We start from the raw sequence: 17,746 nt of genomic DNA, 5'->3' as shown, positions 1-17,746 counted from the left end.
CGTAGACCACCTAGAAGCCGTTGCGGCCGGAGTCGGACGGACCCAGGGCGAACGCCTGGGACAGGCGGTAGGTACCGCCGCGCAGATAGACGTCGATGCCGGCGGCCATGCCGGGGGCCAGGCCCGCCACCTTGCTCTTGGCGCCGTCCAGACTGCACGGCGCGCTCAGCGAGCAGGTGTTGCCGGAGCCGGAGGGAGAGGCGTACAGCACGGTCGGCGTGGCGGCGTACGCCGGTCCGGCCGTGGAGAGCGCGGCGCATATGAGCTCCGCCAGTGTGCCGAGCACACCGGACAGGCCGGCGGCTCTGGAGCGGAACAGCGGCATTGATGCTCCTTCAGGGGGTGAGGAATCGGGGATGCGGGCCCCGGTCCGCAAGGGCGGCGCCCGTCGTGGATCACGCCGAGCGGGTACCGGCTGCGGCTTGGGGGAGTTGGTGGCCCGCCGCCAGAGCGGCGTGGGAGGGGGGATCGGGCGGTGGCGGGAGCGGGGCGGTCAGGGCGGTCAGCCGGTGAGAGGTTCCTCAGGGGCATCGGTCAGGCTGGTCGCCAGCCACTGCTCGACGGCGGTGATGTGCACCGTCGCGGCCGAGGCGGCCGGCAGGGCGTCGCGTGCCCGCAGCGCGCCGAGGATCTGCTGGTGGTCCCGGTGCGCGTTGTCCACGGCCAGATCGCCCCCGACGTGTCCGAGACGCTGAGCCGACTCGATCCGTACCGGCCCCTGACGCTGGTGTCCGGTCCCTCGGCAACCAGTGACATCGAGCTCGACCGGGTCGAGGGTGTGCACGGCCCGCGGACGCTGGACATCATCGTCGTCGCGGCCACGTAGTTGGCCTGAGGTCATGTCCGCCGCTCCATGGCGGCTGGGGGAGGCGCTGCGCGGGGAGCGCCACGAGGTCGCCACAGGCTGCACCATGGGGGATGTCGCCCACTTCGGCTACCGCTGCTGTACGCGGCCACCACTCTGCCGGCCTTCTTGCCGACTGGCCGCCCACCAGGACCCGAGCGAGAGCGTGACCGGCATCGCGAAGCACCGTGACGCACCCGCGATCGTCGGCGAAGCCTGGCTCGGCTGTCTCACCCACCTCCAGACTCAGGACGGCGAACGTCCGCAGGACAAGCAGTGGGAGTGGGTCGTCCACACCTTCGGTGAGCACGGCCCTCAGCCCGCCGAGCAACTGGCGGCCACGTCCCCCGTGCCAGGGGGCAGCCCCCGCCGCCCTGACCGATGTGACTGTGAGCAGTTGTCGCCGTCAGGGCACGGCCGGCGTGATCTTCGTGTCGGCGCCGTTCACCCGCACGGTGACGCTCCCCGTGCCGCGTGCCCGGTCGGCCACGATCTTGTAGGTCGTGACCTTCCCGTCCCGCCACTCGCAGTCGACCTGGTAACCGCCGCGGGCGCGGAGCCCGGTGAAGGAACCCGTTGTCTTCCACTCGTCCGGGAGGGCGGGCAGCAGGTGGATGACGCCGTCGTGGCTCTGCAGGAGCATCTCCGTCACGGCGCCCGAGATGCCGAAGTTGCCGTCCATCTGGAAGGGCGGGTGGTTGCAGAACAGGTTGGACAGCGTGTTGTAGCTCAGCAGTCCGCGCAGCATGGTCTGGGCGCGCTGTCCGTCGCCGAGGCGGGCGAAGAGGGCTGCCCGCCAGGGCCAGGTCCACGAGCGGCGGCTGTCGCCCGACACCGTGGCCGCCGTGAAGGGGACGCCGGTCTTCTCACCGCACCGTGCCTTGAGCGAGACGAGGGCGGCTGCCGCGAAGGCGGGTGTCCTGGGGGTGATCTGGCGCCCCGGGTAGACCGCGAAGAGGTGTGAGGTGTGGCGGTGGATGTCGGTGGGGCTGTCGATGTCCTCCTGCCACTCCTGCAGCTGACCCCAGCTGCCGATCTTGTTCGGCGCGAGCCGCGCCTGCATGTCGGCGACCTTGGTCCGGTAGGCGGTGTCGACCCCGAGCACCGCCTGGCAGTCGAGGTAGTTCTGGAACAGGTCCCAGATGATCTGCTGGTCGTACATGACGCCGTCCTCGCGCGGCCCGTGCTCGGGCGACCAGCCGTTGGGCGAGACGAGGAGGCCGTCCGCGCGGACCTTGAGGCGGTCCTCCCAGAACTCGCAGATCTCCTTGATCATCGGGTAGGCCACGGTGCGCAGGTAGTCCAGGTCCTGCGTGAACGCCCAGTGCTCGTAGAGGTGTTGCGCGTACCAGGCGCTCGCGACGGTGTTCCACTCCCACCCGTTGCCGCCGAAGATGCTCTGGCTGGTGCGGGCGGTCCAGCCACGCACGCCGCTGCCGAAGGCGTTGCGGGTCGCCACGCGGCTGGGCACCGCCACCTGCCGGATGAACCCGATGAGCGCCTCGTGGCACTCCGGCAGGTTCGTCGTCTCGGCTCCCCAGTAGTTCATCTGGATGTTGATGTTGGTGTGGTAGTCGGACGCCCAGGCCGGTGAGTTGCTGTCGTTCCACACGCCCTGGAGGTTGGCGGGCAGGCCGCCGGGGCGCGAGGAACTGATCAGCAGGTACCGGCCGTAGTCGAACATGGTCTGCTCGAGGCTCGGGTCCTTGCCGCCGGCCCCGTACCGGGCCAGCCTGACGCTGGTCGGAAGGGCGAGAACCGCGTCGTCGGAGGTGCCCCAGGTGACCGAGACACGGTTCATCAGGTCGCGGACCTGAGCGGTGTGCTCGGTGCGCAGGGCATCGTAGGTCTTGGTGGCCGCATTGGTGAGCGCGGTGGCGATGGCCGGTTCCGGATCGGCTCCGCGCCAGCCGGCGGCGGCGTCGAGCTTGTAGTTGGTGCGGGCGTCCAGCAGCAGGGTCAGGGTGGTGCACTTGCTGAACCGGAGCACCGACCCGTCGGCGCTGAAGGTGCCGTCGGTGTGCGCGATCTGGACGGTGCAGGCGTGCTTGAGGGCGTTGGCCATGGTCCCGCGGAACGTGATCCGCCGGTTGGTGGCGTCGACGGTCGTCGTGGCCCCCTGCGCGGATTTGAGGGAGATCGTTCCGGACAGGCCGTCGGCGCTCTCCGTCGTGTAGCGGAAGACCATGACGTCGGCGGCCCGGCTCGCGAAGGCCTCCCGCAGGACGCGGTTGCCCGGCGCGCCGTGGCGGGTCACGTGGACACCGTCGCCGAACTCCAGCGCGCGCTGGTAGTCGGTGAACGTGCGCAACGTGCGCGTGGTGAATCCGCTGCCCTCCAGGACGATGTCCGCGATCTGGAAGCTCGTGGACGAATCGCCGGGGGTGAACGTGAGCCGGTAGGCGCGGTAGGCCGTGGTGTTGGTGATGCGGAAGGTCCTCCTTTCGCCGCGGCCGGCGAACGGCGCGCCGGGGCTCTGGGTGTCGAGGGTCACCCATGCCTGCCCGTCCTGCGACCCTTCGAGCGTCCAGCGACGGGGGTCGTCCAGCGGGCGGTCGGCCGCGGCGGTCAGCGTGTACGAGGTGACGGCGGACGCGCGCGGCAGGTTGGTCTGCCAGACGACGGTCGGCGGGGCGGCGTCGACCCGCCAGACGGTGGCCGCGTCGCCGTCCACCGAACGCGAGATGTCCGTGGCCGCGGTGCTGGATCCCTCGGAGTGCCCGCTCGGCGACCACAGGTACATCGAGCCTGCCCCGGCGGGGTCGCCCGCCAGCGCGATCTCGCTCACCTGCCAGTGGGTGACTCCCGCCTTGGGGACGAAGTCGAACCGGTAGAAGCGGTAGACGGTGCTGTTGGTGAAGGTGAACTCCTTCGTCTGGAAGCGGCTCTCGAAGGGTGCCGTCAGCGTGCGGCTGTCGAGCTTCGCCCACGTGGTGCCGTCCACGGAACCGTAGAGCGTCCACTCCTGAGGGTCGCGCTCCGGCCGGTCGTTGGCACTCGTCAGACGGTAGGACGCGACAGCGATGGGCTTGGGCAGGTCGATCTGCCACTGCACCTTCGCGGGCGGCCCCTCGATGCACCACTTGGTGGCCGAGCTGCCGTCGTAGGACTTGTCGAGGCCCTCCGTCGAGGAGGTGCGGTACGGGCCACCCGGCGCCGTGACCTTCGGGCGGGGAGTGAACGTGACGGTGACGTCACCGAAGTTCCGGTAGGAGCCGAAGCCGGTCACGCTGGTGTCGAAGGCGCTGTCCGACTTGCCCGCGAGGGCGTTGTCGTAGTTGTTGGCACCGCCCCACATGCTCAACTCGTTGAACTGAATGCGCTCTTCGTCGGGGTCGGCGAAGAGCATGGCTCCGAGTCGGCCGTTGCCGATCGGCAGCGCCTGCGACTGCCAGTCGGTGGCGGGGACGGGGTACTTCAGCGCCTTGCGCGACAGGGTCGGCCACGTGATGGCCGCTGCGGCGGCGGCCTCGGCGGCGACAGCCTGGCCGGCGAAGGTTCCGCCGGCCAGGGGAGCGATCACCGGGGCGAGGGCGAGGGCGCCGCCGAACTTCAGGATGCTTCTGCGCTGCGGTAGCGGCTCATGGGTCACGGCTAGTTCTCCTGACCATCAGGTCGGTTCTTTGAGGGGAGAAGGGCAGCCACATCGACATCCGCCGAGGGCAGCGACATCCATCCCGGGCGATTGTCTGGGGGTGGGGTACTGATGCCACTGATGCCGTCCGTCACGCCCGTTGCGACGGTGTCGAGCGGTAGGGGTTCGCTAGGGGGTGACGCGGCGAAAGGTCCACTGCTGGTTGGTGCTGCCCCTGTCGGTGTACTGGATCAGCGCGGCACCATCGGCCGTACTGCCCGAGTTGACGTCGAGGACCTTGCCGCTGTTGCGGTTGACCACGGTGAACGCACCACCGGTCAGCGGGCGCAGCTGCCACTGCTGGCTCGTCCGGCCGTCGGCGGTCGCCTGTACGACCCGTGCGCCGTCCGCCGTCGAGGACCCCGCCACGTCGAGCACCTTGCCGCTGTGGACGCACATGATGGTGTGGTAGCCGTCGCCGGTGGACTGGAAGGCCCACTGCTGGTTCGATGCGCCGTTGTCGGTCCACTGGATCACGGCGGCGCCGTCCGCGGTCGAGGCACCGGAGACGTTGGCGACCTTGCCACTGCGCACGCTGACGCACTTGTAGGCCTGGCTGGGCGCGATGGTGTACTGCACCGAGTCCACGTCGACGTAGCCGGTGCCGTTCGGGTTGTAGGTGTACAGGCCGATCCGGTCGCCGCGGTAGCCGCCCCAGGTGAGCTGGTAGGTGCCGCCGAACGAGGTGAACGCGCTGCCGTCGAGGCTGTAGGAGAACCGGCTGACCCCGTTGACGTCCCAGGTGGTGCGCAGCCACACCGTGTCCTGCGTGACCGCCGGACCGTCGGTCACGGTGCCGCCGGCGTTGTGCGCGATCGTGGTGGTGGTCCCGGAGCGCCGGACGCCCAGCCCCGCGTAGGTGGCCGCGAAGTGACAGAGCCCGGCGTGCTGGCCGTCGGCGAGGCCGGCCAGTTCGAGGCGGACGGTCACCGTCGCGCCGCCCGCGGTGCGCAGCACCCGCTGGGTGAGGGTGTTGCCCGCCTTGGTCAGGTTGTCGGCCACCAGCGGGGCGAACGCCTTCAATCGCAGGTAGCCGGGGCGTTCGGTCAATGACCAGTAGCCCGCGCGCGGCTGGTAGTGCCACTCCCACTGCGGCTTGAGGCGGGTGTCGGTGAACCGGTCGCTGGTCACCACGGGCGGCAGTGCGTCGAGCGGCAGACCGGGCGTGCCGCCGGCGGGCACCTGGCCGGTCCACACCATGGTGCCGATGCCGTCCGAGCCCACCTCACCGATGATCGGCCAGCCGTCCACCCAGGTCACCGGCAGCAGGGACAGCGGACGACCCTCCCAGTCGCCGTGGCCGTGATGGGTCACGAAGTACCACGTGCCGTCCGGAGTCTGCAGCAGGCCGCCCTGGTTGGGATCACGGTCGACCGGGGTGTTGACGTGCAGCAGCTGCCGGGTCTCGAACGGGCCGTAGGGGCTGGAGCCGCGGTTCATCATGAGCACCCGGCCCTCGGTCTTCACCTCGCTGAACAGGTGGTAGTAGACACCGTTGATCTTGTACAGCTTGCTGGCCTCGCTGCGCGGCGACTGGTGGATGACCGTGGACGTGCCGACCAACGACTTGCCGTCATCCGACAGCTTGAACAAGTGGATCTTGTAGGAGTCGGAGAAGTGCGTGGCGACGAGATAGCCCTGGCCGTCGTCGTCCCAGAAGGGGCACGGGTCGTCCCAGCCGGAGGTCCGCCACAGCGCCGTCAACGGCTCCCATGGCCCGGCCGGCGACGCGGCGGAGGTCATGAAGAAGCCCTCGTCGGGCGCATTGAAGTACACCCAGTAGCGGCCCGCGTGGTAGCGGATGGCCCCGGCCCACACGCCGCGGCCGTAGCGGCTCATGCGGTCCCAGTTGAGTGCCGGCCCGATGCGGGTGAGATCGTCGACCGCGCCGCTGATGGTCCGCCAGTTGACCAGGTCCTTCGAGTGCAGGACGGCCATGCCGGGGGAGAACTGCATCGTGCTGGTGATGCCGTAGTAGTCGGAGCCGACCCGTATGCAGTCCCAGTCACTGAAGTCGCCCGGAAGGACGGCGTTGACATACGTGCCATCCCCCTGATCCCCCCACTCCCCGGCCGAGAGCGCGGCTGCCGCCGCCGTGCCCGGTGGCAGCAGGCCCGGGAGTAGGAACGCGCCGGTGCCGACCGCGGCGAGCCGGCCGAGTTGTCGTCTGGTGATGTCCACGAACCTGCCCTCACATAAGAAAACTCTGCCAGCCATCCGATGTATTGGCGCTTTTCGACGCGAACCATAACCCGGTTCCTGTGTTACGCATAGATGTCGATTAGAAACATCGGATGGAAGTCAGTGCCGCAGGGTGCGGTGTTCGTGTACACCGCCATCAGAGGAGTGCCTGCCCATAGGAGGAGGTGCTCGGTTCCAACCCTGTCTGTTGGCGCCTGCCGGCGAGGGGCGGATCCGTACGGTCTTCGGTGTAACTCCCGATCATGGAAGTATCACCTGGTGAACGGCGTGACTGTCTCTGCCGAGGCGGTTCAAGAGGTTCGGCCGACCGGGTTGCCGACGTACGGGAGACGCGCGGGCGCGTCGCTCATAACAGGAAGCACGCCACGGAGATCGCCTGCCTTGCCCCGCGGGGCGCGTCGGACTGTCCGCAACCGTGGCGCGGAACCTTGAGGGGCGCCCGGACTGCGGCGGCGGGGTCGGTTCCGGTCCCGGCGTGTTCGCCGTCACCGTGCGACACACCCTGTGACCGATGACGCAGGGGGCCCGGCTTGCCGTGAAACCCCCTGGAGCAGGACGCCCAAGGCGTGGACCCGCAGGCCGACTTCACCGACCTGGCAATCCTTCGGCTTGCCAGGTCGGGTCATCGACGACAACGACTGGAGGGCGGCCGACGGCTCGCCGACCGGTTCAGCTGTGCACGGGCATCGGCAACGCCATTCAGATGCGGAACCGGAGAGTAGCCCACAAACGTGGAGGTGCGTCGAACGCACTGCCCCTGAGCACCCTGCCCAACCAACGGCCTCCCGAGTACGGCGATTCGGTTGCTGCCGCTCGGCGACAGGGTCGGCTCCGTCCCATGCCGGAGTGTGATGCCCTGTGTACCGGAGACGATCTGACCGAACTGGCCGGTTCTCTTGACGTGCTCTTGGCGGTGAGTCTACCTTCTGGCCGAAGTTGCGTACGATGTTCGAGTTTTCGAACGAGTGGGAGGATTGCCCGTGTTGTGCACCCGTCATCGGTTCACGCCTTGGCAGCTCCGCCGAGGTTGACCTTTCGCTCCTCATCCGGCTGGAGTACTAACTGATCATTTCAGAATGAGGTTCGGAGTCGTCTCAAGCAGATGATGCTTGCAGGCGAGTTGGAGCAGTCCGAGGTGGAGGTCGGCTCGTATCTCGTAGCGGATCCGCAGGCGTTTGAACTGGTGGAGCAGGCGAAGGTGCGCTCGACGACCCACCTGGTCCTGCCGAGGCCGGATCCGTGGGCGGTGCCCTTGCGGGCGATCTTCGGCGTGATGCCGCGAGCGCGGAGGAGCCGCCGGTACTTGTCGTAGTCGTAGCCGCGGTCGGCGAACAGCCGCCGTGGTCGGTGACGCGGCCTGCCCACCAGGCCGCGGATGCGGGGTATCGCGTCCAGCAGGGGCATGAGCTGAGTGACGTCGTGACGGTTTCCGCTGGTCAACGACACCGCGAGGGGTGTTCCGTGCCGGTCGGTGATCAGATGGTGCTTGCTGCCCCGGCGGCCGCGGTCGACCGGCGAAGGTCCGGTGTGAGCCCCCCTTTCAGGGCCCGGACGTGCGAGCCGTCGACCGCGGCGTCCTCCATGTCCAACAGTCCGGCCTTGCGGAGTTCCGCGAGGAGGATCTCGTGCAGGCGGGGCCAGACGCCGGCCTCGGTCCAGTCCCGCAGGCGCCGCCAGCACGTCACCCCGCTGCAGCCGACCGTCTCGGTCGGTACGTCCGCCCAGGTCACACCCGTGCGCAGAACGTAGACGATCCCGCGCAGAGCCGCACGGTCATCCGCCGGCAGCCGGCCCGGATACCGCCGACGCCGCGGCGGGCGAGGTGGGAGCAGCGGAGCGACACGATCCCACAGATCACCAGGCACAAGATCATCCGACACTCGCAGAACTCTGCCGCCCACCTGCCCAACTGCCAAGCCAGTGAGCCAAACTCATTGTGAAACGATCAGTAAGACCGTGTCCTACATGGTCAGTTTGAGGAGCCGTTTGTAGCAGCAGAGTGCAGCTGCCAGTCCGAGAAAGGCCAGGTAGTTGCGGGGGCGCCGTTCGTAGCGGTGGTTGAGGCGCCGGTATCCGGTCAGCCAGGACATGGTGCGTTCGATGACCCACCTGCGTCGGCCGAGCCGCTCGCTGGAGTCGATGCCTTTGCGGGCGATGCGGACACCGATGCGCTTGCCCCAAAGCCATCGCCGCAGGTGAGGGAGGTCGTACGCCTTGTCCGCGTGAAGCCGCACAGGCTTGGAATCGGTCGCGTGGGATTCGTGTCCCATGTGGAAATGGGACAGCATCGGCTTCAGGGCGAGGCTGTCGTGAGTGTTGGCCGCGGAGAGGCCGACGCGTAGAGGCAGTCCGTTCGCATCGGACAGGACGTGCATCTTGGAACCGGGCTTACCCCGGTCCACGGGCGACGGACCTGCAAGTTCGCCCCTTTTTTAGCGCGGACGTGAGCGGAGTCGAGGACAGCGCGCGACAGGTCGACGAGGTTCTGGCCGTCCAGGAGCTCGAGCACCTTCTGGTGCAGTCGTCCCCACACACCGGCCCGGGACCAGATAAGAAACCGGCGGTGCACGGTCGACTTGGACGCCCTGAAGCACGGCGGCAACGCCCGCCAGGAACAGCCACTGACCAGCACATAGATGATCGCGGCGAACACGGCCTCGTCATCGATGTTCGCGACTCCGCCGCCCTGCGGACGCACCCGCGCCGGCGGCAACAATGGCTCGGCGATCTCCCATAAGCCATCCGGCACGATCCATCCCCACCGCCCACTCCCCATAACCGAACCAACGACCAACTGACCATGTAGGACAATCGGTGACGGCACATGCGAGAAGCCCAGTGCCTGTTCGAACATCAGGCCGGGAGACGGGTGACCGAGTGCCGCAGCCGGTCATTGAGTGCCTCAGGTGGCTGTGACCGCACTTCGTGAGGATTACGGCCAGTGCGTCGGTGGTCCGTACTTCGTCGAGGCGATCCTTCACGCCACCATGGTCGGGACCGATCGAGTCGTCGGTTGATTTCTTTCCGGGGCAGAGGGCGCGTATGGACATTCGGCAGCTGGAGTACTTCCTTGCGATTGTTGATCGTGGGGGCTTCAACCGTGCGGCGTCGGCTCTGTATGTGTCCCAGCCGTCGCTGTCCCAGGCCGTGCGAGCGCTGGAGCGTGATCTGGGCTCGGAGCTGTTTCATCGCATCGGGCGCAGGGCCGTGCTGACGGAGGCGGGAAGGGCTCTGATCGATCCTGCACGGGAGGCTGTGCGGAGTCTGGAGACGGCGCGGGCGAGTGTGGCGGCGGTGCATGAGCTGCGTGAGGGGCGCCTGGATGTGGCGGCGATGCCGTCGCAGGCGGTGGAGCCGCTGACGAGCATGGTCAGTGCCTTCAGCCGCCGTTATCCCGGCGTTTCCGTGGCGATCAATGCCGCGTTCACGTCGCGCGATGTGATCGACATGGTGCGCACGGGCGTCGTGGAGCTGGGGCTCCTTGCGTCCGCCGGTCCTGTTTCCGACAAGGAGGTCGTCTCCCATGCGCTGGGGCGGCAGCGTTTTGTGCTGGTGGTGCCGGCCGACGGCCCGTTCGCCGGCCGGAGGGCGGTGGAGAGCCGGGAGCTTGCGGGACAGCGTCTGATCGTCGGGCAGTCGGGTACCGGGATGCGTGCCTATGTCGACGCGTTGCGGGACCAGGGCATCGACTTCGCTGTCGCCGTCGAGACCGAGCACCGGGTGTCGCTGATGCCTCTGGTGCTGGCCGGGGTGGGGCTGGCGGTGGTCACGGATTCCTGGCGGGACCTCGCCGGGCGGCTGGGCGCCCGCGTCCTGGACATCGAGCCGGAGAACACCTTGGACATCGCCCTCGTCGCCCGCCGCGGCCTCCTGTCGCCCGCAGCCGCCGCGTTCGTCACGGCCGCGACCTCGGCCGCCGACAGCTGATAGGCCCCGCTTATAAGACAGATCCGCTTTGCGTCTTGGACGCCCCACCAACCGCCCTGCTGCAATCGACGCCATGACGACGAACCACCGGATCGCCCTGATCCCGGGCGACGGCATCGGCGCCGAGGTACTGCCCCCGGCACAGCAGGTGCTCGATGTTCTCGGCCGCCGCCACGGCTTCAGCCTGTCCTACACGTCGTACGACTGGTCGTGCGAGCGGTACCTGCGGGAGGGCGCCATGATGCCCGCCGACGGGATCGACCAGCTGCGCGAGGCGGACGCGATCCTGCTGGGCGCGGTGGGATACCCGGGGGTGCCCGACCATGTCTCGCTGTGGGGGCTGCTGATCCCGATCCGGCGCAGCTTCCGCCAGTACGTCAACCTCCGGCCCATCCGCGTCTTCGAAGGCGTCGACAGTCCGGTGCGCGGCGCACGGCCGGGCGAGGTCGATGTCGTCGTCGTGCGCGAGAACACGGAAGGCGAGTACAGCGAGGTCGGCGGCCGGCTCAACAGCGGCTTCCCGGACGAGTTCGCCGTGCAGGAGGCCGTGTTCACCCGGGCCGGCGTCACCCGCCTGCTGGACTACGCCTTCACGCTCGCCTCCCGTCGCGGCGGCCGTCTGACCTCCGCGACCAAGTCGAACGGCATCATCCACACCATGCCCTTCTGGGACCAGCTCGTCACCGAGCGGGCCGCCTCGTTCCCGCAGGTCGCCTGGGACCAGGAGCACATCGACGCGCTCGCGGCCAAGTTCGTCCTGGAGCCGGCCCGCTTCGACGTCGTCGTCGCCTCCAACCTCTTCGGCGACATCCTCAGCGACCTCGCGGCCGCCGTCGCAGGATCCATCGGCATCGCCCCGGCGGCCAACCTCAACCCCGAGCGGGACTTCCCCTCGATGTTCGAGCCGGTGCACGGCTCCGCGCCCGACATCGCGGGGAAGGGCATCGCCAACCCGCTGGGCGCGATCTGGTCCGCGGCCATGATGCTCGACCACCTCGGCCATCCCGCCGCGGCCAAGGACATCACGGACGCCATCGCCGCGGTCCTGGCCAAGACCGATACCCGCACCCGTGACCTGGGCGGAACCGCGACCACCGCCGAGTTCACCGACAAGCTGATCGAGCTCCTCTGAGCCATCTTCCCCTGCCTCAAGGGTGAAGCGAAGTATGGGTTGACCTGCAGGATTCCATGGCCGAAAGTGAGCGCCATTCCAGCGGGACCTTAAACCGGAAGAAAGGAGCGAATCATGAGCATCCCGAAGCGAGTCGCCGTGATCGGTGCCGGCAGCATGGGCAGCCAGGCCATGTGGCGGCTGGCCGCCCGCGGAGCCGAGGTCATCGGCTACGACCGGTACGCACCGGGGCACGACCGCGGCGCCGCCGGCGGCGAGAGCCGCATCTTCCGAGCCGCCCACCTCGGCGAGCCCGGGTACGTTCCGCTGCTGCGGCTCGCGGACCGGATGTGGGAGCAACTCCAGGCGGAGACGGGCCGGTCGCTGCTACGCCGCAGCGGCAGCCTCGTGATGGGAGAGACCGCCTCACCGTCCATGCAACTCCTCCTCTCCACCAGCGCCGCCCAGGGTCTGGATCACGAGGTACTGGAACGGGAGGAACTCGCCCGCCGCTACCCGCAGCACCGGCTCCCGGACGGACACACCGCCGTCCTCGACCGGTTGGGCGCCGTCATCAGGCCGGAGGCGTCCATCCAGGCCGCCGCCGCCCGTGCCGAGCAGTTGGGCGCCCGGCTGCACCGCTACACCACGGTGCGCGAGGTCGTCCCCGCGGCGGGCGGCGGGGTGCAGATCGTCACCGACCAGGGCACGGACCACGTGGACGCCGCCGTGGTGACCGTGGGCCCCTGGATCAACACCCTGCTCCCGGACCTCCCCCAGGCCATCGACGTCCGCCGGGTGATCTGCTCCTGGCACCTGCCCACCCGCCACGACTGGTTCGCGGGCGGGGCCCCTCCCTTCGTGCGCGCCACACCCCACGACTGCTTCGGAATTCCGTCGCCCGACGGCATCTCCGTCAAGCTCGGTCTCTCCTTCAAATACCATGCGCCCGTGCCCGAGCCCGAACGGCTCGACCGCACGGTCCGCCCCGAGGAACTCGGCATCTTCCGCGAGCTCATCGGTGAACTCATGCCCGACCTGAACCCCGACCCCATCAGGATGTCGGCCTACATGGAGGGCTACACCAAGTCCGGGAACCCGCTCGTCGGTCATCTCCCCGGTGAGGACGACATCATCGTCATGGCCGGCTTCTCCGGCAGCGGCTTCAAGCTCTCGCCCGCGATGGGCCAGATCGCCGCCGACCTGGCGCTCGACGGCACCACGGAACACCCCGTCGACTTCCTCGCTCCGGCTGGAGTCGGCGCCACCTGACCCGGGGCGAGCGTCGACGACATCACCCCGCACCCCGCACCCCACTCCGACATCTCTGTCATGGACATGCCCGAAATCGGGTTGCCCGTAACCCGTTCCCCGCAGCAAGAAAGTGAGCACTCCCATGCCCATTCCCTCGTTCCAGTGGCGCCCCAAGTACGTCTCGTTCGACTGCTACGGCACGTTGATCGACTGGCCGATGAACCCCATCACGCGTGAGCTCGTCGGCGACCAGATCCCGGCCGAGCACTGGGACCAGTTCGTCAAGGAGTTCCGCGGCTACCGCTACGACTCGGTCTGCGGCGAGTACAAGCCCTACGAGCAGACACTGCAGGACGCCTTCGAGGGCGTCTGCCGAAAGTGGGGCATCAAGGCCGCCCCGGACGCCGGCAAGCGGCTCGGCGACGGCGTCCGCAGCTGGGGCCCGCGCGCCGATGTGCCGGAACCGCTGAAGAAGATGGGCGAGAACTACAAGCTGGTGATCCTCTCCAACGCCGACAACTCCTTCCTCGAGGAGAGCGTGCCCCGGCTCGGCGCGGACTTCCACGCGGTCTTCACCGCGGAGCAGGCCGGCTGCTACAAGCCCCGCTACGCCGCGTTCGAGTACATGCTCGACCAGCTCGACGCGTCCCCCGAGGACTTCGTGCACGTCTCCTCGCACACCCGCTACGACCTGCTGCCGATGCACGACATGGGCTTCCGCAATCTCGTCCTCCTGGACCGCGGCAGCGACCCCGTCACCCACGGCTACGACTACGTGACCGTCAAGTCCCTGGACGAGCTCAACACCATGCTCGGCATCTGACCCGCGACGCACAACCGTCCCGCACCGACACCTTGAAGGACCCGCAGTCCATGTCGGCGACGCCCGCGTAGAACTGGCAGTACCGGGTCGAGGGCGACGTCCTCCGCCGCATCCTCGACCCGGCCGACAGCGGGGAACACACGGTCCCCGCTGTCGGCCAGCGGGCGGATCGCCTGCGGCATGCACGGCATCACCGTCCCCGACGCGGAACTGGCCGCCCTGGCCCTCCCTCCCGTGGGACCCCGCCACGGCCACGCGCCCAACCCTGCGGCCCACAGGCCAGGGCGTCGATTCCGACGAGGCGGATCCCCCAGACCCCAGCTTCAGCTGCCGCTTTCCACGTCCCCAGCCGCTTCCCTTCTCGCGGCCGGCACCACCAGGAGGCACACGATGAAAGACACCCGAATAGACCGCAGACTGTTCCTGAGAGGCATAGGCGGGGTCACGGCGGGCGTCGCCGCCGCGACCGCCCTCAGCGCCTGCGGTACCGGTACCAGCCGGACTGCCGGCGGCAGCGGTAGCGGTGGCAAGGGATCCAAGACGGTGGTCGTCCGCGACAGCGGCGGTTCCTACGGGGCTGCGCTGCAGAAGGCGATCTACACGCCGTTCACGCAGGAGACCGGCATCAGCGTCAAGGTGCTGAACCTGGACAACGCCCCGCTGCTGGCGCAGATCAAGCAGGGCCGCCCGCAGTGCGACCTCATCAACGACGCGATGGTGTCGCACACCAAGTACGTCAAGCAGGACGCGCTGGAGGCGCTGGACCTCGACCGGCTGGGAAGCGTGAAGAGCGCGAAGATCCCCGAGAACCAGATCACCGAGTATGCCATCGGCCACAGCTTCTACGGCCAGTGCATCGCCTACCGCACCGACGCCTTCGGCGGTAAGAAGCCGGAGTCGTGGGCGGACTTCTTCGACGCCAAGGCGTTCAAGGGCGGCCGTGCGATGTGCAGCCCGGACGGTGACCTGCCCGAGCTGGAGTTCGCGCTGCTGGCCGACGGCGTCCCGATGGACAAGCTGTACCCGCTGGACGTGGACCGCGCGTTCAAGGTGCTGACCCGTCTGCGGCCGGACATCAAGAAGTTCTGGGACAGCGGCCCGCTGCCCGGTGTGCTGCTCAGCCGCCAGGAGGTGACGATGTCGACGGTCTGGGACGGCCGGATCGCCGACCTGCAGAAGCAGGGTGTCCCGGTGGAGCGTCAGCTCAACGGCATGCGGCGTCAGTTCTCGGGCTACGCCATCGCCAAGGGGGCGACCAACGCGGACAACGCCTACAAGCTGATGGACTTCGCCTTGCGTGCGGAGAGCCAGGCCGCGCTGGCGAAGGCCTTCCCGTCGAACCCGTCGTCCCCGGTGGCCTACGCCAAGCTCACCGAGGACGAGCGCAACGCACTCGCCGGTGCGCCCAAGTACTACGACAAGGGTTTCGACGCGGACGTCGACTGGTGGCTGAAGAACGAAGCGGCCGTCACCAAGCGCTGGTTGGAGTGGGCTCGTGGCTGACTTCGGTGTTGCCACACCGTCGGTGAAGGTGGCCGGCGCCAAGCCGGCCACCGCCACCGGCAAGGCACTGTCGGTGGTGGCCCTGCGTAAGACCTACGGTGACGTGGTCGCCGTGGACGAGGCGTCGATGGAGATCGCGGCGGGTGAGTTCGTCACCTTCCTCGGCTCCTCGGGCTCGGGCAAGACCACCACCCTGATGATGATCGCCGGTTTCTGCGAGCCGGACTCCGGAACCATCACCGTCGGCGGCCGGGACGTGACGCGGCTGGCGCCGCAGAAGCGCAACCTCGGCTTCGTCTTCCAGCAGTACCTGCTCTTCCCGCACATGACGGTGCAGGAGAACGTCGCTTTCCCGCTCACGCTGCGTGGGGTGGGCAAGGACGAGATCCGCCGCCGGGTGGGGGAGACGCTGGAGATCGCGGGCCTGTCCCGCTTCGCCGGGCGCAAGCCGCGCGAGCTGTCCGGTGGCCAGCAGCAGCGTGTCGCCCTGTGCCGGGCGCTGGTCTACCGCCCGCCGGTGATCCTCATGGACGAGCCGCTGGGCGCGCTGGACAAGAAGCTGCGTGACCAGCTCCAGGTCGAGATCAAGACCATCCAGCAGGAACTCGGCCTGACCGTCATCTATGTGACGCACGATCAGGAAGAGGCGCTGGTCATGTCGGACCGCATCGCGGTGATGCGCAACGGCCTGATCGAGCAGTTCGACACCCCCCGGGAGCTGTTCGAGCGTCCCAGGACCCCGTTCGTGGCGGACTTCCTCGGCGCGGCCAACTTCCTGCCCGGCCGCATCGAACAGCAAGACGGAGAGCACACCCTGGTACGCCTCGACAACAGTGGCGGCCTGATCAAGGCCCGCCGCCACGACCTGGCCACCGGAACGCAGGTGAAGGTCGCCGTGCAGCCGGGCCGGCTGCGGGCCTGCGCCGCCGACGACGGATTCTGTACCGGCGCGGTCGAGACCGCCACCTACGTCGGCACCCTCGTCCGCGCGGGCGTGCGCATCGACGACAAGGACGCGCCGCTGCTGCGCCTGGAGGTCCCGGCCGGCCGCGGCCCCGTCGCCGGCGAGCTGGTCGGAATCACCGCCGACCCCGACGACGTCAACCTCTTCGCCGCTGAACAGGACGGGTGAGCCATGGCCGCCCTCACCGCCCCCGCCCGTCCGCGCAAACTCCTGGCCTCGCGCCGCACCAGGGTCGGGATCCTCTACGCCCTGCCGGTCGTCGTCTACCTGCTGGTGCTGTTCGTCTACCCGATCTTCTCCACGCTGCTGCTCAGCCTGAAGGACGCGGACGGATCGTTCACCCTGCACTGGTACGCCGACGCACTGTCGGGCGTGAACCTGTCGGTGCTGTTCACCACGCTGCGGATCTCCGCAGAGACCGCGGTGCTGAGCCTGGTGTTCGGGTTCGTCCTGGCCCAGGCGATCACCCGGCTCAAGCCGATCCTGGCGGGCCTGGCGATGCTGGTCGTGGTCGTGCCGCACTTCGTCTCCGCGCTGGTGCGCACCTACGGCTGGATCATCATGCTCGGCGACAAGGGCCTGGTGAACGAGACCCTCACCGCGCTGTCGATACCGGGCGCGCCGTTCCAACTGCTCTACAACGAGCTGGGTGTGGTCATCGGTACCACCTCGATGATGCTCCCCTACACGGTGCTGCTGCTGTACGGCGTGATGCGGGGTGTGGACCGGCGCCTGCTCGCGGCCGCGGCCAGTATGGGCGCGGGCCGGGTGACGATCTTCCGCCGGGTCTACCTCCCGCTGGTGGCGCCGGGTCTGGCCAGTGCCGGGCTGCTGAGCTTCATCCTCTCGCTGGGCTACTACATCACCCCGGCCCTGATGGGCGGACCCAACCAGACGATGATCGCCACCCTCATCAACCAGCAGGTCACCAAGGAGAACCAGTGGAACGGGGCCGCCGCACAGGGCGTCATCCTGCTGGTCCTCACCCTGGCCGGACTGCTCCTGGTGAAGGTCGTCAGCTCCCTGGGCGCCAGCCGCAGAAGGAGGAACGGATCATGATGGAGCTGCGCAAGACCCTCACCGGCAAGATCGCCCTGACCGCCGTCGCCACCGTGATCCTGCTGTTCCTGGCCCTGCCGATCGTCGTCATCCTCGTCACCTCCTTCAGCAACAACGCCTTCGCCTCCTTCCCCCCCGAGGCATGGACGCTGAACTGGTACAAGGCCCTGTTCGCCGACGGCAGCAAATGGCCCGCCGCGCTCTCCCTGAGCGCCCTGGTCGCCGCCCTGAGCACCGTCTTCTCCCTCATCATCGGCGTCACCGCCGCGACCGCCCTGGTCCGCAGCGAACTCCCCCTGCGCTCAGCGGTCTTCGCCCTCGTCCTCGGACCCCTGCTCATCCCGCAGATCGTCACCGCACTGGGGCTGTTCCTCCTCTTCGAGCCGGCCGCGATGCTCGGCAGCCCGATCGCCATCGCGCTCGGC

13 protein-coding genes and 2 pseudogenes are annotated in these 17,746 nt (G+C 68.6%); 9 read left to right on the top strand and 6 right to left on the bottom strand.

From position 1 onward, the window contains the following. Window positions 1-10 precede the first annotated feature (10 nt). Window positions 11-325: a hypothetical protein gene (locus AOK23_RS47590; RefSeq protein WP_055710890.1), complete on the bottom strand. Its 315-nt coding sequence runs from the start codon at window positions 323-325 to the stop codon at window positions 11-13. A 177-nt stretch (window positions 326-502) separates the two neighbouring features. Next, on the bottom strand, window positions 503-661 hold the full coding sequence (locus AOK23_RS46460; protein WP_206336094.1) for a GntR family transcriptional regulator: 159 nt from the start codon (window positions 659-661) through the stop codon (window positions 503-505). 18 nt (window positions 662-679) lie between these two features. On the opposite strand from AOK23_RS46460, the pseudogene AOK23_RS44225 reads away from it, so the two are divergent. Next, window positions 680-826 (top strand): annotated as a pseudogene (locus tag AOK23_RS44225) (LUD domain-containing protein); the annotation flags it as partial. Between the two features lie 424 nt (window positions 827-1,250). Here the strand turns inward: AOK23_RS44225 and AOK23_RS01275 are convergent. The 4 genes and pseudogenes from AOK23_RS01275 to AOK23_RS46455 all read right to left on the bottom strand — a co-directional run bounded on the left by AOK23_RS01275 (window position 1,251) and on the right by AOK23_RS46455 (window position 9,456). Beyond that, entirely contained in the window at window positions 1,251-4,436 is a 3,186-nt protein-coding gene (locus tag AOK23_RS01275) for a glycosyl hydrolase family 95 catalytic domain-containing protein (RefSeq protein WP_055710889.1), read from the bottom strand. Window positions 4,437-4,607: 171 nt separating this feature from the next. Then, window positions 4,608-6,659, bottom strand: a complete 2,052-nt coding sequence (locus AOK23_RS01270) for a family 43 glycosylhydrolase (RefSeq protein WP_055710888.1) — start codon at window positions 6,657-6,659, stop codon at window positions 4,608-4,610. A 1,092-nt stretch (window positions 6,660-7,751) separates the two neighbouring features. Further along, window positions 7,752-8,560, bottom strand: a pseudogene (locus AOK23_RS44220) (IS5 family transposase). A gap of 81 nt (window positions 8,561-8,641) precedes the next feature. Continuing rightward, window positions 8,642-9,456 (bottom strand): IS5 family transposase gene (locus AOK23_RS46455; protein ID WP_240496202.1). Its coding sequence is split into 2 segments (ribosomal slippage): window positions 8,642-9,108 and window positions 9,108-9,456, totalling 816 coding nucleotides; the frame shifts between segments, so codons are not numbered across the junction. A 266-nt stretch (window positions 9,457-9,722) separates the two neighbouring features. Between AOK23_RS46455 and AOK23_RS01250 the strand changes: the two genes are divergently transcribed. From AOK23_RS01250 to AOK23_RS01215, 8 genes are all read left to right on the top strand, one after another. Then, entirely contained in the window at window positions 9,723-10,607 is an 885-nt protein-coding gene (locus tag AOK23_RS01250) for a LysR family transcriptional regulator (RefSeq protein WP_055710885.1), read from the top strand. Window positions 10,608-10,680: 73 nt separating this feature from the next. After that, window positions 10,681-11,739 carry a tartrate dehydrogenase gene (locus AOK23_RS01245; RefSeq protein ID WP_055710884.1) on the top strand — a complete coding sequence of 353 codons (1,059 nt, stop codon included), beginning with the start codon at window positions 10,681-10,683 and terminating at the stop codon, window positions 11,737-11,739. Between the two features lie 114 nt (window positions 11,740-11,853). Beyond that, on the top strand, window positions 11,854-12,990 hold the full coding sequence (gene solA, locus AOK23_RS01240; protein WP_079049206.1) for an N-methyl-L-tryptophan oxidase: 1,137 nt from the start codon (window positions 11,854-11,856) through the stop codon (window positions 12,988-12,990). Between the two features lie 124 nt (window positions 12,991-13,114). Beyond that, the gene (locus tag AOK23_RS01235) at window positions 13,115-13,795 is read left to right on the top strand and encodes a haloacid dehalogenase type II (RefSeq protein WP_055710882.1); all 681 of its coding nucleotides are present in this window, start codon (window positions 13,115-13,117) and stop codon (window positions 13,793-13,795) included. A 390-nt stretch (window positions 13,796-14,185) separates the two neighbouring features. Beyond that, window positions 14,186-15,298 (top strand): ABC transporter substrate-binding protein, encoded by a 1,113-nt coding sequence (locus tag AOK23_RS01230; protein WP_055710881.1) that lies wholly within the window; start codon window positions 14,186-14,188, stop codon window positions 15,296-15,298. Then, on the top strand, window positions 15,291-16,430 hold the full coding sequence (locus tag AOK23_RS01225; protein ID WP_055710880.1) for an ABC transporter ATP-binding protein: 1,140 nt from the start codon (window positions 15,291-15,293) through the stop codon (window positions 16,428-16,430). The genes AOK23_RS01230 and AOK23_RS01225 overlap by 8 nt, the downstream gene beginning before the upstream one ends. Window positions 16,431-16,433: 3 nt before the next feature. After that, window positions 16,434-17,321: an ABC transporter permease gene (locus AOK23_RS01220; protein ID WP_055710879.1), complete on the top strand. Its 888-nt coding sequence runs from the start codon at window positions 16,434-16,436 to the stop codon at window positions 17,319-17,321. Further along, a partial coding sequence (locus tag AOK23_RS01215) for an ABC transporter permease (protein WP_420823679.1) occupies window positions 17,318-17,746 on the top strand: 429 nt, incomplete at its 3' end. The genes AOK23_RS01220 and AOK23_RS01215, both read left to right, overlap by 4 nt.

Source organism: Streptomyces torulosus (assembly GCF_001419765.1).
GTDB lineage: Bacteria > Actinomycetota > Actinomycetes > Streptomycetales > Streptomycetaceae > Streptomyces > Streptomyces torulosus.
This window is presented reverse-complemented; position numbering and strand designations above follow the sequence as displayed.